The organism is Photobacterium sp. GB-1, from assembly GCF_003026165.1.
GTDB lineage: Bacteria > Pseudomonadota > Gammaproteobacteria > Enterobacterales > Vibrionaceae > Photobacterium.
The window spans coordinates 13988-34679 of the sequence record NZ_PYOB01000007.1 but is presented as its reverse complement, the minus strand read 5'-3'; the positions used below and the strand labels follow the sequence as shown (position 1 = coordinate 34679).

At 41.3% G+C, this 20692-nt stretch carries 22 protein-coding genes; 5 read left to right on the top strand and 17 right to left on the bottom strand.

The window, feature by feature from the left end:
- Positions 1-10: 10 nt before the first annotated feature.
- From coxB to lexA, 3 genes are all read right to left on the bottom strand, one after another.
- Complete coding sequence (gene coxB / locus C9J45_RS09740) at positions 11-1153, bottom strand: cytochrome c oxidase subunit II (RefSeq protein ID WP_107208658.1); 1143 nt, start codon at positions 1151-1153, stop codon at positions 11-13.
- A gap of 356 nt (positions 1154-1509) precedes the next feature.
- On the bottom strand, positions 1510-2307 hold the full coding sequence (locus tag C9J45_RS09735; protein ID WP_107260564.1) for a class I SAM-dependent methyltransferase: 798 nt from the start codon (positions 2305-2307) through the stop codon (positions 1510-1512).
- Positions 2308-2447: 140 nt separating this feature from the next.
- The gene (gene lexA, locus C9J45_RS09730; protein WP_107292466.1) at positions 2448-3068 is read right to left on the bottom strand and encodes a transcriptional repressor LexA; all 621 of its coding nucleotides are present in this window, start codon (positions 3066-3068) and stop codon (positions 2448-2450) included.
- A gap of 351 nt (positions 3069-3419) precedes the next feature.
- Between lexA and plsB the strand changes: the two genes are divergently transcribed.
- Positions 3420-5861, top strand: a complete 2442-nt coding sequence (gene plsB / locus C9J45_RS09720) for a glycerol-3-phosphate 1-O-acyltransferase PlsB (RefSeq protein ID WP_107292465.1) — start codon at positions 3420-3422, stop codon at positions 5859-5861.
- Positions 5862-5956: 95 nt separating this feature from the next.
- Here the strand turns inward: plsB and ubiA are convergent, their stop codons facing one another.
- Both ubiA and C9J45_RS09710 read right to left on the bottom strand, forming a co-directional pair.
- Positions 5957-6817, bottom strand: coding sequence for a 4-hydroxybenzoate octaprenyltransferase (gene ubiA / locus C9J45_RS09715; RefSeq protein ID WP_107247035.1), 861 nt, complete (start codon positions 6815-6817; stop codon positions 5957-5959).
- A complete protein-coding gene (locus C9J45_RS09710; protein ID WP_107292464.1) occupies positions 6811-7353 on the bottom strand; it encodes a chorismate lyase in 543 nt (180 codons plus the stop codon). Before C9J45_RS09710 ends, ubiA begins: the two co-directional genes overlap by 7 nt.
- 168 nt (positions 7354-7521) lie before the next feature.
- On the opposite strand from C9J45_RS09710, the gene C9J45_RS09705 reads away from it, so the two are divergent.
- Entirely contained in the window at positions 7522-7941 is a 420-nt protein-coding gene (locus C9J45_RS09705) for a flagellar basal body-associated protein FliL (RefSeq protein ID WP_107208663.1), read from the top strand.
- A gap of 60 nt (positions 7942-8001) precedes the next feature.
- On the opposite strand, the gene glpG is transcribed toward C9J45_RS09705, so the two are convergent.
- The 6 genes from glpG to ftsY form a co-directional block, all read right to left on the bottom strand.
- Positions 8002-8847 (bottom strand): rhomboid family intramembrane serine protease GlpG, encoded by an 846-nt coding sequence (gene glpG / locus C9J45_RS09700; RefSeq protein ID WP_107208664.1) that lies wholly within the window; start codon positions 8845-8847, stop codon positions 8002-8004.
- A 79-nt stretch (positions 8848-8926) separates the two neighbouring features.
- Positions 8927-9253 carry a thiosulfate sulfurtransferase GlpE gene (gene glpE, locus C9J45_RS09695; protein ID WP_105061178.1) on the bottom strand — a complete coding sequence of 109 codons (327 nt, stop codon included), beginning with the start codon at positions 9251-9253 and terminating at the stop codon, positions 8927-8929.
- 550 nt (positions 9254-9803) lie between these two features.
- Complete coding sequence (rpoH, locus tag C9J45_RS09690; RefSeq protein ID WP_105061179.1) at positions 9804-10664, bottom strand: RNA polymerase sigma factor RpoH; 861 nt, start codon at positions 10662-10664, stop codon at positions 9804-9806.
- 184 nt (positions 10665-10848) lie between these two features.
- On the bottom strand, positions 10849-11781 hold the full coding sequence (gene ftsX / locus C9J45_RS09685) for a permease-like cell division protein FtsX (RefSeq protein WP_107208665.1): 933 nt from the start codon (positions 11779-11781) through the stop codon (positions 10849-10851).
- Positions 11771-12439, bottom strand: a complete 669-nt coding sequence (gene ftsE / locus C9J45_RS09680; protein WP_006647648.1) for a cell division ATP-binding protein FtsE — start codon at positions 12437-12439, stop codon at positions 11771-11773. The genes ftsX and ftsE overlap by 11 nt, the downstream gene beginning before the upstream one ends.
- A 3-nt stretch (positions 12440-12442) precedes the next feature.
- A complete protein-coding gene (ftsY, locus tag C9J45_RS09675; RefSeq protein ID WP_107208666.1) occupies positions 12443-13822 on the bottom strand; it encodes a signal recognition particle-docking protein FtsY in 1380 nt (459 codons plus the stop codon).
- Between the two features lie 84 nt (positions 13823-13906).
- On the opposite strand from ftsY, the gene rsmD reads away from it, so the two are divergent.
- Both rsmD and C9J45_RS09665 read left to right on the top strand, forming a co-directional pair.
- Positions 13907-14512 (top strand): 16S rRNA (guanine(966)-N(2))-methyltransferase RsmD, encoded by a 606-nt coding sequence (rsmD, locus tag C9J45_RS09670; RefSeq protein ID WP_005372034.1) that lies wholly within the window; start codon positions 13907-13909, stop codon positions 14510-14512.
- Positions 14509-14775, top strand: a complete 267-nt coding sequence (locus C9J45_RS09665; RefSeq protein WP_005372036.1) for a DUF1145 domain-containing protein — start codon at positions 14509-14511, stop codon at positions 14773-14775. The genes rsmD and C9J45_RS09665 overlap by 4 nt, the downstream gene beginning before the upstream one ends.
- Before the next feature lie 80 nt (positions 14776-14855).
- Here the strand turns inward: C9J45_RS09665 and C9J45_RS09660 are convergent, their stop codons facing one another.
- The 5 genes from C9J45_RS09660 to C9J45_RS09635 form a co-directional block, all read right to left on the bottom strand.
- Positions 14856-16007: an iron-containing alcohol dehydrogenase gene (locus C9J45_RS09660; RefSeq protein ID WP_107292463.1), complete on the bottom strand. Its 1152-nt coding sequence runs from the start codon at positions 16005-16007 to the stop codon at positions 14856-14858.
- A gap of 241 nt (positions 16008-16248) precedes the next feature.
- A complete protein-coding gene (locus C9J45_RS09655) occupies positions 16249-16491 on the bottom strand; it encodes a hypothetical protein (RefSeq protein WP_107292462.1) in 243 nt (80 codons plus the stop codon).
- Positions 16492-16798: 307 nt separating this feature from the next.
- Positions 16799-17119: a DUF2007 domain-containing protein gene (locus tag C9J45_RS09650; RefSeq protein ID WP_005372049.1), complete on the bottom strand. Its 321-nt coding sequence runs from the start codon at positions 17117-17119 to the stop codon at positions 16799-16801.
- A gap of 22 nt (positions 17120-17141) precedes the next feature.
- Positions 17142-17762, bottom strand: coding sequence for a lysoplasmalogenase (locus C9J45_RS09645; protein ID WP_107247033.1), 621 nt, complete (start codon positions 17760-17762; stop codon positions 17142-17144).
- Positions 17763-18741: 979 nt separating this feature from the next.
- The gene (locus C9J45_RS09635; protein ID WP_107208669.1) at positions 18742-19098 is read right to left on the bottom strand and encodes a DUF4145 domain-containing protein; all 357 of its coding nucleotides are present in this window, start codon (positions 19096-19098) and stop codon (positions 18742-18744) included.
- A gap of 189 nt (positions 19099-19287) precedes the next feature.
- Between C9J45_RS09635 and C9J45_RS09630 the strand changes: the two genes are divergently transcribed.
- Positions 19288-19620, top strand: a complete 333-nt coding sequence (locus C9J45_RS09630) for a DUF2500 domain-containing protein (RefSeq protein WP_005372057.1) — start codon at positions 19288-19290, stop codon at positions 19618-19620.
- A gap of 61 nt (positions 19621-19681) precedes the next feature.
- Here the strand turns inward: C9J45_RS09630 and C9J45_RS09625 are convergent, their stop codons facing one another.
- Positions 19682-20686, bottom strand: a complete 1005-nt coding sequence (locus tag C9J45_RS09625; protein WP_107208670.1) for an acyltransferase — start codon at positions 20684-20686, stop codon at positions 19682-19684.
- Between the last annotated feature and the right edge of the window lie 6 nt (positions 20687-20692).

Genomic DNA, 20692 nt, shown 5'->3' with positions numbered 1-20692 from the left:
TTACTCTCCTTTATAGTTGCTGACCGTTTTTAATCGCTTGTACTTCCGCTGCTTGCACAGACTCTCCAGTATTATTCCCCCACGCATTACGCTCATAGGTAATAACAGCGGCTAATTCTTTCAAACTCAGTTGTGGACCAAACGCTTGCATCGCGGTACCTGCCTTACCGTGAACAACAACGCTGATGTGCTCTAACTTACGTTTAGGATCAACTGAAACCCCTTCACCAGCCAGTGCTGGAAATGCTCCTGGAATACCTTGCCCATTAGCTTGGTGACACATGGCACAACGCGCGGTATAGGTTTTTTCGCCCAGCGTCATAAGCTCATCTAATGACATTTGCATGTCCAACAAACGCTGCTCTTCTTCACGCGCTTTACGTTGCGTGATCTTGGTTTTCTGTAGCCAATCATCGTATTCTGCTTGTGGTTTGGCTATCACCACAATCGGCATAAAGCCATGATCTTTACCGCATAATTCGGCACACTGACCACGGTAAATACCGGGCTTATCAATTTGTGTCCACGCTTCATTAATAAAGCCAGGATTAGCATCTTTTTTCACCGCAAAAGCGGGCACCCACCATGAGTGGATCACATCTTGTGAGGTGATTAAAAAGCGTACTTTTTGCCCAACAGGAAGAACTAAGGGGTAATCAACTTCTAATAAATAGTTGTCACGCTTTTGCCGTTGATTACTGATTTGTTCAGCACTTGTAGCAAGGTGGGAGTAATATTCAACATCTTGGTTGAAATAGTTGTAATGCCACTTCCATTGCGAGCCTGTCACAAGGATAGTTACATCCGATTTTGAGGTGTCTTCCATTGCAATCAACGTTTTAGTTGCAGGAATAGCCATGCCTATTAAGATAATGAACGGGATCAGCGTCCAAATAATTTCTACTTTAGTACTTTCATGGAATGAAGCAGGCTTTGCGCCTTTTGACTTGCGGTGGTGAAAGATAGCCCAAAACATAACTCCGAATACCGCCACACCAATCGCGATACAAATGTAGAGAATGGTCATATGAAGACTGTATACATTCTGACTTACCGCCGTTACACCCGGTGTCATATTAAGCTGTATGGTGTCAGCCATCAGCGGCATTGAGAAAAGTACACTCGCTATTCCTGCGATCAATGAACGAACCATCGCTCTGACCTCCCCTGTCATTCAAATATGCAATTGAACGAATTTTATGTGGCAGAATGCTTCTATGACTAACGATGCAGCTGAGCTATCAAATCGGCATTATTTATTTTTTATTATTTAAAGCATTTATTGAGCAGCACATACCAACACATAAAAATGTCTCGATATATTTAACGTAGGCAGGAATCGCAGAATACGCAAAGAATCATGGATATAAAATAACTAACAAAAAAGTAGATAACACTTTGATATATAGATACAAATAAACTACTCGCTATCATGTATCACAATATCAATAAGTTACAACAAGTACGAGAATCGTTATTTATATTAACGATAGTAATATTCATACCTCGCTATAATTTCAAATGAACAACAACAGGCGTTAAGCGATATTTCATACTGGGCATTTTAGCAATCCAACGTTGCCATGTTCGCCATCTCGGACAGGGATTATCAAATGGGCTAAAACAATCAATCAACTCAGCCCACGGTAACCAATTAATCATTTGTTGCGCAGGATCACGATAGCCATGATGATACTCACCGCAGCCCATTTTTTTCGCAATAGGGACATGGCATAGATCGCCCGCAACCACGATACACATTTCCATGCGGCTAAAACTACACCCCATACGCTGGATAAATGTCGCTAATTGCGCTGAATTACAGGCTAATAGTGCTTGATCGCAAATTAAAAGTATCGGTGTTTGAGCACTTTTCGGTAGACGCTTTAACCAACTGAGATCAGTAACTGAACCCGTTTTCAGCATATAACGATCACTGCGATGAAATAGTTTCTCTCGCCAAAGTAAATTTTCATCAGTATCTAACTCAAACCAGCGACAACGTCCGTTATCTAAGCGGTAAAAGCGGGTATCAAGCCCTGCACCAAGATTAACAACCTGCCCATAAGGATAGCGAGTTAAGAAGTCTTTTACTTGTTTATCGCACTGCAAAGTTAAAGTGGCATGCAAAAGTTGACGCTGAGGAACTTGTTGCCCGACACAATCAGGTTCGAGATAACATTGACGACACGCTACGGCAGCCACCGGATCATAAATAAGACCATCATCGGCTAAGCTTTCTCGGCTGCGATACCAAAGCGGTTGAAGTAAGTCAGAGGGAATGGTGTAGCGCTTTATTTTCGTCATCATTATCTCCTTATGAATTAAAGATGATAATAATTATCAGTTAGATTTGCAAAGCTTACTCGTCATTTTCTTAAGACAATAAAAAAGCGCAGCTTTAACTGCGCTTTTTTGGCTTCACTCAATCCGTCGTTCAATAACCATCACATCCAATCAGCGTTTCGGATCACGCCAACAGCAATGCCTTCAATGGTTAAACTTTGATGCTCAAGATCAACTTCAATGGGTGAAAAATCTTCGTTTTCAGCATGGAGTAATACTTTGGCTCCCTGCTTATCAAGACGCTTAACCGTTACATCGTCATCAACACGTGCAACCACAACTTGACCGTTATGAACATCTTGGGTTTTATGTACAGCTAACAAGTCGCCATCCATAATCCCGATATTTTTCATACTCATCCCATTTACACGTAGTAAAAAATCGGCACGAGGTTTAAATAACATAGGATCGACTTCATAATGCGCTTCAACATGTTCTTGCGCTAAAATCGGTTCGCCAGCAGCGACACGACCAATCAGTGGTAGTCCCTGCTCTTCTGGCTCTTCTTGATTGACAAGTAAGCGAATACCACGCGATGCGCCTGGAATAATTTCCAACACTTCTTTACGTGCTAATGCTTTTAAATGTTCTTCTGCCGCATTCGCAGAGCGAAAACCTAATTCACGTGCAATTTCAGCACGTGTCGGTGGCATACCTGTTTCGTCTATTTTTGCTTTGATTAAATCAAAGACTTCTTGTTGGCGTAATGTCAACGGCTTCATGAGTCACCTGTCTTTTTATACAGTTCACTGTGAGTATATCCAGTGTTAAGCCACATTAAAAGGCAATTGTTTACGAAAACACCAATTTGATCAGTTAATCAAACTTATCAGAGCTTAGGTACTAAAATAATGACAGCCGTCTCGCAAAGATAATAATTTCAGTAGAATCAATTAGATTTAACTCACTGGTCATGCCAGATTGTTTTTTAAACCACTCATCGGTCAAAAAGAAACAATAAAAGACCATAAAAAATGATAATTTAACCGCTATCAACTGTATTTTAGCTGCATGAAATCAATCATTTTCTGCTATCCTTGCGGCGCATTAAGATTCTGAGGCTCGTTATAAATATGTCACGTTGGCAAAAATTTTATCAACAATTATTAAAGTTGCCGCTTTCTTTATTAGTTAAACCAGCAACCATTCCATCTGATCCTGTTGCTGATTTAGAGTTAGATTTAGAGCGGCCAATCGCCTACATTTTACCGTATTGCTCTAATACTGATTTATTAACACTGCGTAGCAGCGCTAAAGCATTAGGGCTACCTGATCCATTAACTAAGTTAGAAATTAATGGCCGTAGCTTTCCACGTTTTGTCTTTGTTGCTGAAGGCCCGAGTGTATTCGGCACTAATAATGCTCTACCTCAAGATTCGATTGAACTCTTTACCGAGTTACTTGAGCAACACAAACAAGATCCAGCATTAAACATTCAGTTAGTGCCCGCTTCTATTTTATGGGGACGAGCACCGGGTAAAGAATCCCAACGCAAAGCAACCTTACGTCCGTTAAATGGTCCAGCAAAATTCTGGGCAATTTTAACGCATGGCCGTGACTGTTTAGTGCGTTTAAGTACGCCAGTATCGCTGCGTTATATGGCCGATCATCATGGTACCGATGATGCGATTGCACAAAAATTAGCTCGCGTGGCAAAAATCCATTTTTCACGCCAGCAAATTGCGACATCTGGCCCACGCCTGCCTGATCGTCAGCTGTTGTTTAAGCGTCTACTTGCCTCTAAAGCCATCGATAAAGTGGTACAAGAAGAAGCGATCAGCCGCCAAGTACCGGTTGAAAAAGTACGTAAAGAAGCCATCGGTATGATGGAAGAAATTGCGGCAGATTTCTCTTACCCACTGATCAAGAACGGTGAGCGTTTCCTACGCTGGCTATGGACCAAACTTTACCAAGGTTTGAATATCAAAAATGCCCAACGTGTGCGCCGTTTAGCACAAGATGGTCATGAAATAGTCTATGTGCCCTGTCACCGAAGTCACATGGATTACTTATTGCTTTCTTACGTGCTTTATAACGAAGGCTTAGTACCGCCACACATTGCCGCTGGTATTAACTTAAACTTCTTCCCTGCCGGTCCTATTTTCCGTCGTGGTGGTGCATTCTTTATTCGCCGAAGTTTCCGTGGTGATCGTCTGTACTCAACAGTATTCCGTGAATACTTATCTGAGTTATTTACTAAAGGGTATTCAGTTGAATACTTCAGTGAAGGTGGTCGTTCGCGTACCGGTCGCTTATTACCGGCAAAAACCGGTATGCTTTCAATGACAATCCAAGCTATGCTGCGTGGTTTAAATCGCCCCGTTACATTAGTACCAGTGTACATCGGCTATGAGCATGTAATGGAAGTGGGCACTTACGCAAAAGAGCTACAAGGTAAGCGTAAAGAGAAAGAAAATGTCGGCCAAGTTATCCGAACATTACGTAAGTTGCGTAATTTAGGCGAAGGTTATGTCAACTTTGGTGAGCCTATTCCGCTTAACCAATATTTAAATGACAATGTACCTGAGTGGCACAAAGACATTAACCCAATCGAGCCGCAGAAACCAAGCTGGTTAACGCCTGTCGTGAACGATTTAGCCGTTAAGATGATGACACATATTAACGATGCTGCAGCAACCAATGCAATGACGTTATGCGCCCTTGCATTACTGGCATCACGACAACGCGCATTAAGCCGTGAAGTACTAGAGCAGCAAATTGAATGCTACCTTGAACTATTGCGTAATACGCCATATTCAAGCCAGTGTACAACGCCAAAAGAAAATGCTGAGCAAATGATTGAGCATGCGGTTGCAATGGATAAGTTCGTGGTTGAGCATGACACCTTAGGCGATATTATTTCGCTTGATCGTCAACAATCGATCTTGATGACTTACTACCGTAATAACATCATTCACTTATTCGCATTACCGTCGTTGATTGCGCATATTGTGGTACAGCAGCAAAGCTTAACCAATGATGAAATTCATGAACAAGTTGAATTACTGTATCCATTCTTAAAAGCGGAATTGTTCTTACGTTTTGATAATGAGCAGCTAAATACTGAAATTGATAAGATCATTGATGAGCTTGTACGCCAACGTCTATTACTTAACGATGGGATTAACATTTCTATCAATAATGCCCGTATTGGCCCTCTTCAGCTACTGGCTCGCACGATATCTGAAACATTACAACGTTATGCGATTGCACTAACTTTACTCCGTGCAGAGCCTGAAATGGCGAAAAATGATTTAGAGCATCACAGCCAAGTGCTTGCTCAACGTCTAAGTCGTTTACACGGGATCAATGCACCAGAGTTTTTCGATAAGGGTGTATTTAGTATTTTGGTGAAAACATTGCGTAGCGAAGGTTATCTCAATGACGAGTGCCACGCGGTAGCACGTCCAGTAGAAAACTTAGCGAATCTACTCACCGCGTTAGTCTCACCGGAAGTGAACCTCACCATCCAAGCGGTGATGCACTTAGATGACGCTAAAGACAAACAAGAATAAAGATACGTAACGAAAAAAAGCGCCATAACGGCGCTTTTTTTATATCTTTAACACTCAACAATTAAACTCACGAAATACAGCGTTAAATCATGTTTCTAGAAGCAGACACTTAATACAATACCGACACAGACAATCATGCCGAAGTAGTTATTATTTAAAAACGCACGGAAACAGCTTTCACGTAGGCGCTCTTTAAGCAACATCTGTTGATAAACAAATAAGCCTGACGCTAGTAACAATGACCAGTAATACACTTGGCCTAATTGCAGCACCATACCGACAGCAATCAATAAGCTCAACGTGGCAAGCTGAAGCAAGCCAATGATTAACTTATCAAAACGTCCAAATAGGATAGCAGTCGACTTAATCCCAACCTTTAAATCATCATCCCGATCTACCATCGCATATTGGGTGTCATACGCAATCGTCCACAAAATATTAGCAGTAAATAATAACCATGCACTCAGCGATAAATCACCTGCTTGTGCTGCATATGCCATTGGAATAGACCAGCCAAATGCAACGCCTAAAACCAACTGAGGTAAATGAGTATAGCGCTTCATAAACGGATAACATGCCGCTAATAGTACTCCCACCACAGATAACATAATAGTTAAGCTATTCATGGTTAAAACCAGTAAAAAAGACACCAGCACTAACAAGAAAAATAAGCCTAACGCTTCGCGCTCAGACACCTTACCCGACGGCATTGGACGATCTTTGGTGCGTTTAACATGGCCATCAAAATTACGATCAGCAAAGTCATTAATCACGCATCCTGCTGCACGCATGAATATGACACCTAAGACAAAAACAATTAATACATTTATATTTGGCATGCCATCTGCGGCAAGAAAAAGTGCCCACAAGGTTGGCCATAATAATAATAAGCTACCAATGGGACGATCAAAACGCGCTAATTGCCAAAACGCTCTCGCCTTAGTCATTTCTAACATTTGTTATTCCTTGCATACACAGGTGAGCGAGGTAAAAACAACTCTGCCACCAGCATAGCTTTTTCATTAATCCATAATCTTGAACGACGAGCCCAAATCGATTGTTCTGGCATGCCTATTCTTGCCACTTCCAGAGCATCACGACGGGAATTGTTGCCATTAAAAATACGATACCCTAAAGGATTAGCGCCTAATTCGGCTAAATCACTTTCATCCCCACATAATATCGTGGTCGGCATTAGTGTTCGAGCATAGACCCAAGGCTGTTGATCACCATTGAGCATAACGATACGCTCAAGGCAATCGCCGTGTCCTAATAACGCACGCTCTGATAGTGATAACTCACTATTTTTTATTACGTTTTGCGCTAAAACTGTGACTGAAAAAACACGACAATGCGCGGCTAAACGGCGCGATAAAGAGTCAGACTCGAGTAACCAAGAACCAACGGAACCTCCTTCTAATGCCCATTCAGAGGCTGGATACCATACAGCACCTTCAAGTAACGGACTATATAACTGCTTGAATTCCGACATTTTCTCACTACTTAATCAACAAACTCGTGATCGATAACACTTGGTTGTATTCAGTTAATTTATTACCATAATGATCTGCTATTGTAGCAAGCTGTAACCAGTACGAATATCGTTACCGTGCAAAGATTACACCTGTTTCTCACAAACTAAGTGGACAACATAAGTATAATGATAAAATTATCTGTTTTTGTGGCAGCGCTAACGCTTGTCAGCATGCTTCAAAGCCCAGTGGCGATAGCATCTAATGAAGATGTGGCAGCTCCCCCTCAAATCACTTACTACACGTTAGAGCCTGACATCACAACCAACTATGTTACCCAAGGTAAACGGCTGGGTTATATTCGTCTCCAAGTGGATTTGATGATAAACAATCAAACCAACCTCACCAATATTGAGCACCACACCCCGCTTATCCGTGATGCCATTATTGATATTGTGAGTAAACAACCAGAAGCAAAAATCAAATCGCTTGCTGGCCGTGAAGAGATCCGCCGAGCTTGCCAAGATCAAGTCAATCGACTCCTGCTAGCAGAAACGCGCCAACAGCCCGTTGCTGAACTGCTCTTTACTAAGTTTCTTTATCAATAAAAGAAAAAGCGGTGAAATATCGTTAAAGCAAACTGCCCCTTTAACGATATTTTCTCTGAATTATTTAGCTTGCTTTAGTGGATTCACTTTAGCGTCAAATAACGCAATCACACAGCCTGAAATTAAGCCAAATAAGTGCGCCATATTGGCAATCGACATTCCCATCGGCTCTGCAAATCCGATCACTAGCCATACCAACATAAACACAACGTAAGAGCGGGCAATCACTAAACCTCGTTGTGGTGCCAGCCATCCCATCCACCAGATGTAGCCCAATAGCGCATATACCACACCAGATAAACCACCAAAATTAGGCCCATCAAGCCAGAACTGACCAAAACCTGAAACTAATGAGGACAGTAAAAAAATCTGCACTAATTTAGCAGAACCACTATGACGTTCAATTTGCCCGCCCAGTAACCACCACCATAGGCAGTTAAAAATTACATGAAGAGGAGAAAAATGCAGTAACGCATGAGAGAAATAACGCCATAACTCCCATTGATCGCCATTCATAAACGGGAAATGTAGCCATTCAAATAAGATCTGTTCAAACCCGAGTAACCATAAGCCATAAATCACCAATGATGCGACCATGACCAATAAGGTAAAAGGCCCAGCTTGAGCTTTAACCATGTTGATCAAACTTGGATTACTGTAGTTAAACTTTGCGGTTCGGCTTTCAGCGACTTGCCAAGATGCCGCTTGATATTTGTTATTATTTGGATCGAGTAAAAATGCATTAAGCTCAGCTTCTGCTTCAACGAGGTATTGCTCATCTGCCAACCATAATGCAAATTTACCTTCAGGCTCTGGCGCCATCGATATTTCGATACCTCGATAGGCCATATAATCGATAAAAGCTTGTGCCTGTCGTGGGTTATAAAATCCCGCTAAGCGATACATAATGATGACCTTTCTGTTCAAAAATAGAATCTGACTTAAGATCTATCATTATCGCGCGCTCGATACCACTGTAAAGCCTTTATGCTTCAATCACAGGTAATGCCGCACGACGCCAACCTTCAAAGCCACCATCTAAGCTATACACATTTTCATAACCTTGATTGATCAAATACTGTGCAGCGCCTTGACTACTGATACCGTGGTAGCACATCACAATCACCGGCTGCTCAAAGTCCACCTGATCCATCCAACTAACCATGGTGTCATTGGTTAAATGAAACGCTTGCTCTGGGTGCGCTAGGGCAAATGACTGAGGATCGCGAATATCGACTAAAACTGCCTGGCTATCCGTTTGTTGTAATAACTGATAAGCCTGCTCGACTGAGATATGTTGAAACTGTTCCATGATTTTCCTTTACCTGACTTGTTATTTTTATCATCGCATCGTGAGCTACATATGCTAAATAATATGATCCGCCAAACCCAGACAAGATCCTTTTCACATGATCCTGACGTTTTACTGCGATATCTCATTATTAAGCACAGTATACCTCAGCTTTTAGGGATATATTCCATGCCAAAATCAGGGTTTATCCACACCTAAGTATCTTCTTGGCTAATGAAGTTTCAAATGAAGACAAGGGCTTGTCGATGATCATAACCACAACATGAACACAAAGTAATCGCCTGTGGAAAAAACTGTGAATTGCGTTGATAATGTGTTTTAAAAACAGAGGATCCACTACATATAGTTAGGATCCGATCATAAGCTGTGGATAACATGCTATTTAGCACACAATCACACCCACAATTGTGATGTATATCTCATTAAATTCAAGACGATACTCAGCTCCGTCAACTAAGTTAGATCACTCTGTTTCTCAGCGTCATTACGGATCCTCAGGCACAAAAAAGCCGACACTTAGGTCGGCTTCTCATCTTCACGAGGCAAAGGATCAATAAAAATCGCCCACTGCATCTTTTAACTTTTTCATCGCATTTTTTTCTAACTGGCGAATACGCTCGGCAGAAACACCGTAATTATCGGCTAAGTCTTGCAATGTTGATTTTTCATCATCTAACCAACGTGAACGTACGATATGCTGACTACGTTCATCAAGGCTCGCTAACGCCTGAGATAATCGATTGTTAGCATGATTTTCCCAGTTGTTTTCTTCATAGGTTAATGCGACATCAGAGCTTTTATCTTCTAAATAGTAAGCTGGAGCAACCGGTGTGGTATCACGCTCATCATCGTCATTTTGCATTTCAAACGTAGGATCTTGCGCTGCGAGGCGTGATTCCATTTCACGTACATCGGAAGGCTCAACCCCAAGCTGCTCTGCGACCATATTGACTTCATCATTATTAAACCAACCCAAGCGCTTTTTCGACTTACGTAGGTTAAAGAATAATTTACGTTGTGCCTTGGTCGTTGCAACTTTCACAATTCGCCAATTACGCAGTACATATTCGTGGATCTCTGCTTTAATCCAATGCACAGCAAACGACACGAGTCGTACCCCAACTTCGGGGTTAAATCGTTTCACCGCCTTCATTAAACCAATATTGCCCTCTTGAATAAGATCGGCAATTGGTAGGCCATAACCAGAGTAACCACGAGCAATATGAACAACGAAGCGAAGATGCGACATTACTAAAGCTTTCGCAGAATTAATATCATCATCGTAATGCAGACGTTCAGCTAACTCTTTCTCACGCTCAGGCGTAAGCATTGGATAACGATTAACAGTTTGGATATAACTATCTAAACTTTCCGTTGATACCAGAGCCATTGCAGACATCTCTTGTGACATTCAAAGACCTCGTATGTTTGTGCTATTTTTGTTCTATCGTAACGATAAATAAACGACAACGAACGTTACGTGAACATGCAATAATGCCTGTAAACATAGTTCAATTGCAAGCTCAAGTACAAATGAATATGAATTACAGGCATCAATAATAAATAAAATGATGTCAGGGCTGAGAAACAATACGTTACACAGGCTCGATCTCTTTTAGATGTCGACCAGCAGAAAGTCGTGCTGCCAATAAGCCTAAAAACGTAGCAAGCATAACCATAATTAAGCTTTCATCCCAGCTCAATCCTATCATTCTAAAATTGCTGCCATAGAGGTTAGCAAGTTTCGCCACAGCTTCATCAAGCAGTAATGTCACAATCGCCACTAAGATCCAAGCAATCACGGCCGCAATCAAACCATACCAAGCACCAACATAGAGATAAGGGCGCAAAATATAACTGTCGGTTGCCCCCACCATTTTCATCACTTGGATTTCATCTTTATGGCTCAACACTTGTAAACGTAATGTATTGCCAACAATTAAAAACACAGCAAAGAGCATTAAGCCTGACATCAATGCCGCTAACGTTATAGCAAGATCTTGAATAGCAGCTAAACGTTGTAACCAATCACTATCTAAACGCACTTCATTAACTTGTGGCTCTTTACCTAATTTATCGGCTAGCGCACGGGCTTGCACATCGCCCTGCCAATCAGGTGCAGGCTTAACAATCACCACCGCTGGCAATGGATTATCTTTACTATCAAACAAACTGAGTGCTTTTTCAAAGCCACCGTGTTGACGGAATTCTTCTAATCCTTTGGCCGCCGAAATATATTGAACACTTTCTGCTTCAGGCCAAGTTTTAACAGTATCAGCAAAAGCTTGACCGTCACTGTCACTGACATCGTTATTCAAATACAACGTAATTTGGCTAGGGTTTTGCCAAGAATCTGCCACTACCGTGATATTTTTAGCCATTAGGTAGAAGGTGCACGGTAGCGTTAACGCAAATGCGAGTACAGCTAAGGTTAAAAAGTTACCTAGTGGGCGACGAAACATATCCTTTAATGCGGCACTTCCTTGCTGACGATGGATCGCAAAAAAGCCCGTAGATTTACGCGCCATGAGTAAGCTCCCTTAGATTTCCTTTTTGTAAATCAAAGCGACGATAATTTCGACTCGCTAATAATGATGTATCGTGGGTTGCCATTAAAACGCTGACTCCAACACGATTAAATTCTTCAAACAAGCGTAGTACTTGTTGTGATAAATCCGCATCTAGATTGCCGGTAGGCTCATCAGCTAGCAGTAACATAGGTTTGTTAACAACAGCGCGGGCAATACCCACACGCTGTTGTTCACCGCCAGATAATTGGATCGGCAAACATTTTGCTTTATCCAATAATCCAACTTTATCAAGTGCCGCACAAACACGACGCTTAATCTCATTTTCCGAGACTTGTTCCACTCGCAGTGGTAACGCGACGTTGTCGTACACACTGCGATCCATTAACAATTTATGATCTTGGAAAATAATACCGATATTTCGGCGCAGAAAAGGGATCTGCTTATTTGGCAATCGCGTGATGTCATGACCGTTAAACCAGATCTGGCCATCACTTGGTCGTTCTAAAGCACAAATTAATTTCAGCAGGGTACTTTTACCTGCACCAGAGTGACCAGTTAAAAAAGCCATGTCTGCTGGACGTAGATGAAAATCTACTTTCTGTAGGGCTTGCCTACCGCCACGATAAGCTTTACTTACCTGCTGAAATCGAATCACACTTTATTCCTCATCACTAAATAATGCTTCAATAAATTCTTCTGCAGCAAATGGACGGAGATCGTCAATACCTTCACCGACACCTATGTATCGAATCGGAATATTAAACTGATCTGCCACCGCAAAGATCACACCACCTTTCGCTGTACCATCTAACTTAGTGATCGTAATTCCTGATACAGGAGCAACATCACTGAACAATTTAGCTTGGCTAATGGCATTTTGACCGGTGCCCGCATCGACAGTTAGCATAATTTCATGAGGGGCATCAACGTCCACCTTTTTCATTACACGTACAATCTTACGCAGCTCTTCCATTAAGTTGCCTTTGTTTTGCAAACGGCCAGCAGTATCAGCAATAACCACATCAACATTTTTTGCTTTTGCCGATTCAATGGCATCAAAGATCACTGATGCGCTATCAGCCCCCGTATGCTGGGCAACAACAGGAACGTGGTTTCGTTCACCCCAAACTTGCAGCTGTTCAACGGCAGCAGCACGGAATGTATCACCTGCTGCTAACATCACAGATTTACCTTCCGCTTGGAATTGCTTCGCTAACTTGCCGATAGTGGTCGTTTTACCCACCCCATTTACGCCGACCATTAAGATGACATAAGGCTTTTTGCTAGTATCGATAACCAAAGGTTGTTCGACTTTAGCTAACATGCCAGCGAGTTCATCTTTTAGTAAACCATAGAGGGCTTCACCGTCTTTAAGTTCCTTTTTTGATGCTTTATCGGTCAGATTTTCGATAATTTTCAGCGTGGTATCCATGCCGACATCTGCAATGAGTAGCTGCTCTTCCAGCTCTTCAAACAGTTCATCATCGATTTTCTTACCGCTAAATAAGCCAAAGAAACCCGCACCAAAGTTGGTTTTAGTTTTCTTTAAACCACGCATTAAGCGGGCAAAGAAGCCTTCCGATTTTGGTTTTTCTTGTTCGACGGGTTTTGCTATCTCTTCTTCCGTCGCTGATTCAGTTTCACCTGTTTCAACGCTTGTTGAAGTGATAGATTCGACAATCTCAGCGTTATCTATTGCATTAGAAGGCTCAAGAACATTTGAAGCTTCAGGCTCTGTCGTTACAGTTTCTTCAATAACACTGCTTTTTTCAGTGTCATCTACTTGCAACGTCTTTGCCAATTCGACATCATCGGTCTTAGCAATCTTTTCTTGCTCTGCCGCAGCGCTTTCGTCAGTTTGAACATCATTATTATGCTCAACTTTCGTCTTCGCCTCGTCAGAGGAATGTGTTGATTCAGGGCTATCAATAGCCCCATCCACTACTGATTGTTCAGTAGTTTGTTCCTTTTGAGCATCGTTATCTTCAGAGCCAAATCCGAGCCATGAAAATAAACCGCGTTTCTTTTTTTCTGCCATTGGCGAATCCTAGCGCTTGATTGGTACAATTTGCAGCCTAAAAACAGGTGTATACTATCATTTTCTTAACGGTCAAAAAAATCTATGACGCAGCGTAGACAACAAACAACTCGCAAACCACAAAATAATCGTCCTGGCGGGTTCGTTCGCATCATTAGCGGACAATGGCGTGGACGCAAATTACCCGTTCATGATGTCGAAGGACTACGTCCGACCACTGACCGTGTAAAAGAAACACTTTTCAACTGGTTAGCGCAAGACATTTATCAATCTAAATGCCTTGATCTGTTCGCTGGTAGCGGCGGTTTAAGTTTTGAAGCTCTTTCTCGTGGTGCTGAAAGCGTAACGATGCTTGAACTCGACAAAAAAGCCGCGAATCAATTAGAGCAAAACTTAAAAACCGTTGGGGCAAAAAATGCCACTGTGGTTAATGGTGACAGCTTAACGTTTTTGTCACAACAAGGACGTGCACATGATTTAGTCTTTATTGATCCCCCATTTAGAAAAGATCTTATTCAAGACGTAATCGCCGCATTAGAAAACAACGGCTGGCTTGCTCCCCATGCAATGATTTATATTGAAGCAGAAAAGGAATTGGGCAACCTGATAACGCCAAGCCATTGGCACCTACACCGTGAAAAAACGGCAGGACAGGTTTGCTACCGCTTATTTGCAAGAGAGGAACCATGAAGGCGCTAATACTTATCGCAAAACTTGCCATTGCCTTTGTTTGGCTGGTACTACTGATTAATATCGTTCACCCATTCCCTGGCGTTGCTGCTATGGCGTTATATATCATGACAGCGTTCTTGTTTATGATGCATGGCTTACAAATGCTGATATTTATTGGTGCATTTGGCGACAAAATTAACATGTCCGGTTGGGAAAAATGGTCCATTTTAATTTTTGGTATCTTCGCCCTACTTGATATCCGCCGTAAGCATATGATGTAACCAAATTAAAGATAATAAAAAAGCGAACCCTAGGGTTCGCTTTTTTTGTTGCATCACCTCATTACCGATAATCAGGGTAATTACATGCGTGCTTTAAAGATCGCTACGATTTCTTCTAGGCTCGCTTTGCGTGGGTTCGTTAAAGAACATGCATCGTTTAGGGCGTTTTGCGCCATGAACGCTAGCTTGTCTTCAGTTACACCTAAATCAGCTAGGCGTTGCTTAGTACCCACTTTTTCAGAGAGTGCATCAATCGCTTCAAGGGCTGCATTTACTGCTTGCTCTTGGGTCATTGCTGCTGTGTCGATACCCATTGCTTTGGCAATATCAACAAAACGCTCTGGTACTTGTTTGGCGTTAAAGCGTGAAACTTCTGCCAATAGAATCGCGTTACATAGGCCGTGAGCCAGGTCGTAAACACCACCTAATTGGTGCGCCATTGAGTGAACGTAACCTAAAGATGCATTTGAAAATGCCATCCCAGCAAGGTACTCGCCGTACTGCATTGCATCACGTGCTTCGCGGTTTTGACCGTCGTTAACAGCAGTTTCTAGGTTGTTTACAATTAGCTCAATCGCTTTAATTGCTGATGCATCAGTGATTGGTGTCGCTGCAGTTGAAACATACGCTTCAACAGCGTGCGTTAATGCATCCATACCGGTTGCAGCGGTTAGGAACTTAGGCATTGCTACCATTAGCTCTGAATCGTTCACTGCAATAATTGGCGTGAAGTGCTTATCAACCACTGGGTATTTGGTTTCATCTTCTTGGTTAGTGATGATTGCAAACACTGTCATTTCTGAAGCAGTACCTGCTGTTGTGTTCACGGTTACCAATGGAAGCTGTGGCTTTTTAGAAAGGTGTACACCTTTAGAGTAATCACGAATGTGACCACCGTTCGCTGCCACCAATGCGATACCTTTAGCAGTATCGTGTGATGAACCACCACCGAATGAAATCACAAAATCAGAATGGCTGTTTGCAAGTAGCTCTAGGCCATCTTCAATGTTTTTCTCAGTTGGGTTTGGCTGCACACCATCGTAAATAGTGTAATCAAGGCTGTGCGCAGTAAGCTCGTCAGTTAGTTTGCTCACTAAACCCACTTCAACTAATACACTGTCTGTCACGATTAGGGCTTTTTTCAGCTCTTTTGAGGCAAGTTCTGCACCTAAAGATTGAATAGCGTTAGGACCCATTAATGTTACAGGTGGCATGTAGAATACATTGCTCATAATGAAGCTCCGTTAATATTTAAGAATTTATGTTGGCTTACCGCATGTGCCATAAGCCGGAATTTTTACAGAGTGTGAATAGCAAAGTGAGTGTTACCGGCACCGAATCGTTATGGTTGTTGTTGGTGTCGATGCCGACATCTTCTCATTTACTGAAATATAAACAATAGAGTTAAAAGTAAATTACTATTACGTGTGAGTAACAATAGAAATGGGCGTATTGTTTACAGTGCTCAGCGGCTTATTTATCAGCAGCAGACAGTAGCTTTTCAGCAAAAGTAAGTTGTGATGCTGATTGTGTGAATACCACACCTGAGTGTGAACGCTCTGCAGTACCTTGTTTTTGGTAGTGCGCGACATTCATAGTGCTAGCCGCTGCTGTTTGAAATTGAACATTACCTGTGAACGCACCATCTTTAGCTGAAGCGTTGTAAGACATAGCGATGATAGCGGTTGCGATAGTTGCTTTAATAACTGTTTTCATGAGTAATAAAACCTTGTGTCTTTATGTTTGTGAACGCCTTGTGCGTTTCGATGGATGTATTATTAATAATTACACCAAAAACAACAATACGATAAAAAAACAAAAGATTATTACTGATAGGTAACAATCAAAGAGAGTATCGTGAAGTACTTAATAGCGGAATAGGTAAGACGAGGAAATTAGACAGCAAAAAGATAATTCGGAATAACCATCTATCAAGAAGGGATACGCATTAAAGAATGGGGTTAAAGACGGTTGGGTTTTCTTATCATTTGCACGTTGATTTGATACTTACTTTTCACCTCAATTAAGGCTCTTGATCGCGGTCGCATTGGCAATTCCAACACAATTCAAATTGCCCTTGATTCACTTCACCGCACTGCGAACAATGCCAATCATGGTAATCAGTGCGTTTATAATCACTGACAATCCCTTGTGCGCGTTGCCATTGCCATTGCTCAACCCATACTTTCACTTCAACAACATTCGCTGGAAGCTCTCCCATCGCAGCACCTAACGCCTCACCCGTTAACCGTGCATTCACTCCCTCACTTTCTAATAACCCTTTCACGCTGTGCGCTTCCAAGCTATTACAAGCGCTATAGATACACTGCCATTGCTCTGACATAGATAACTCCTCAAATGACAGGCTATAAAACGAGTACCGAGCCAACAAATAAACCTTGGGCAATAAAGTACGTCGACATAATGATCGCCGTTGCGGCACTGAACTCACCCTTAAAACGATTAACAGCCAAGGTAAGATCTGATAGCACAAATAAAATAGCGCCAACGATGGTAAATAGTGCGGCTTGGCTATGGGACAACAACCAATACTGCCCAGCAGCAAAGGTCATCGCCATAATAATGAGTATATAGAAAGCAACTGGCGTTTGTAGTGGTGCTAGAGAGGGTAACAACAGTAAAAAAACGACAATACCTATGGCAAGACAAAGCGCAAGTAGCCACCAGCTTATTGTTCCTTGCCATTGACTGGCAAATGCGACGGTAAAAGCAATATGAGCAAGAAAAAAGCTCATCAGGCCAGCAAGAAACCGATCTGCTGGCAACATTAAGTAAATATCACCAATGATTGAAAAGCAAAGCCCTATAACAATTGCCCAGTAATAAAAACTAGGGGCACCGCTCCATACACATAGTATTACCATCAACATAACCGTTAACGGTTTACTGACATAGTAAAGCCAGCGTGGTCCTCGATAAGCAGCAGTAATGTGCAATACCGCTAAAAATATAATACATAACCACATAATCAGACATTCACTACGCTGTTAAATACACTCTTTGTAAAGGTGAGCAAATATCATGGTGTTTGCCATCTCAATAATCAGAAATGGTGTACAACCACCTCATAACAGCCCTCAATGCACCTTTGATAGATTGTAAAAGCAACCGTTTATCTCTCGTAAAAAGCTATTTTATTAATTTTTTACCACTTTATATCCACCAAAAACATCGCAGCCTCAAGAACACTATAAACCAAATTAAAAAAAACCAATAAGAACATTAAGATAAGAAAAAAAATCATGCTATCACTGTAACTTTTTACGCATATCACCTTGGTGAATAAACCACCAAAAAAATAAAAACACAATTCAAATAGGCGTTTTGGTAATAAAAACACAAAAAACGACTGATTTAGTTATAAAAAAACAAACATCACCACAGAAAAGTTAGAATAAATAAAAGTACAAAAGACTAGATAACATAAACACTTATTTTGATAACTAAGCAATTCGCACTCACATCGAAAAACCAATAAAAACAATAAAATCAAAAAGATAAAATAAAAACAAAACAGAAAACATAAAAAACACCATAGTAAAAAAACAATAAACTTCTCTTTTTCTGCCATTTAAAAGCTTTATCTTGATTTTAAAATGTTTTTATCTAAGTTTTTCACCAACCTCAATTGCCAAACCAGCTAAAAAAATGTTATTCTTTTTGTCAAGAAAAAAATAACCACTAAAAAAGGATGAAAGAATAATGACACCTTCACAAAAACAAGGACTTATGATGATTGCAGTTGTTGTAGGCCTAATGACATTGCCCGTTCTTTACTAAAAGAATTATCAATTTCAAAAAATAGCGCCTATTGGCGCCATTTTTTTATCTACGTCACAAAATGTTAATATTCGTATTAAATTCCTACAATTTTTGATCTTTAAATAAAAGAAAACCCGACGCATTACTGCACCGGGCTAAATAAGAAAATCTAATATTTAACGCTTACAACTTAATATGATGCCAATTCACGCTATAAAACCATATTGCCGCAAGTGTAAAGCCACACAATAATGTAATAGCCACTCCCCATACCAAGCGACTACTTCGCGGGGCTAGCTCTTTTTCACACCAATTACATAACTTGATAAATTCATCACTCGAATCAACTAATGTATCTGATGAAGTGAAGTGTTTATTTAATTCAGCAATCTTATCCAGCTTAATTAGCACATCATGTGGTAGGCGATCTTCACAACTGATAATTAATTGCTGAAGCTCAGAACCTTTCGCGTGATAATGCTGACGTAATAAATCTTCAATACGGCGAGAACGATCAATCACTTGCTCAATATCAATCATGAGCCCACTCCTTGTTGATGCTATATCTTTACCTTACAACTAAAGTGCCAATATGCAATATAACTAACATAAAATTTGCTTCATTTTGTCACGTATAGATCACGCTTTTCTATCCATTGATTAGTGATATTTCACTGATTGTGAATAATAGCCATGAAACTGTCTTTCATCGTTCAAGGAGTTAGTGTTATGCCAACAGGGATCATCGTGGCAATTTGCATTCTATTTATCTTCTCATTTGGCTATTTTATTTTTAGCTATCGTCGACATACGCTGGGGCTTGGCGCGCCAGAGAAAAAACTCGACGTAATGATCCTCGATAAACAGAGCAATAAAATCATCGGTGCTCAAGCGGGCGAAGAAGATGAAGAATATTGGATTTATGTTGAGCCGATATCAGGAGGACCAAAGCGTGAATTTATGGTGGGCATCCACTATTACCATGCTTTAAACCCAGGAGATAAAGGCACTATGACCTATCGTGGACAGCAGTTTATTCACTTTGCCTTACAGCGTGATTAACGCTATTTAAACCGCCAATAGGACGCAATAAAAAAGCCTGACGTTGTCAGGCTTTTTTATTTTATGGTACTAACCAAGCAGTTTTCGGACTACGGCTTAATAACCAACTAGCTCCTAACGCTAGCCCCCCCGCTATCACTGTCCAAACAGGGATAGCAATCAGAGGGTTCGCAAAATACCAATCATAATTTCGCAATGGCCATAAGAAAATAGGATGGAGCAAATACACGCCTAAACTATAGCGGCTCAGCATTGCTAATCGAGAACGCGCACTCTCACTAAATTTATCAAACATGTAACGACACAAAACAAAGACACCTGCGGCCGCTATTGCTGTATTCAGGGTTTTGTATGATAACCAGCGACCAATTTTATATTCGCCAGCCACTAAACTATGGCTCACCACCATATAATCTGTCACCAACAAGGCCACAATTGCTAAAGGAATAAGCCACTTCATCGCAGGCCAATGATATTTGTACAGACAGTAGCCTAAGACTAAATAGCCACTGTATAGCAGGTAAGTTTCACTCCATAGGCCATCAATGTGATACAAATACGATCCTGTGATCACCAGCCATACCATCACCACCCCTTTTACTTGTCCAGGCTCCATACGTTGTACCGCCCATTGATAAAAAGGGACTATGACATACAAAGGAATAAAGTAGTAAAAGAAACCTAGGTGGTAGTAAGTTTCATGAAAAGGCATGTCTGTCAGTAGCTTCCAACTGGTCGAAAAGTCTGTACCTGAGGCAGAAAACGCCGAGAAGAAAGCGTAGAAAGCAGACCAAACAACAAATGGGATCAACACTTTACCGACACGACGCTTGAAATAATAGCGCCCTTCAAATGGGCGTTCATCACTGAGCATTAATGCCCCTGTGATCATAATGAATACAGGTACAGCCCAACGACTAAAACTGTTAAAAGTAATCGCGGTGATCCATTCCCAGTTAGGTATTTGCCCTAATTGTTCTCGATACGGCCCTAAAACATGGATCACGACTACCGCAATGGCCGCAACCACCCGCAGAAGATCAAAATACCCAACCTTTTCTCTCATCACCTA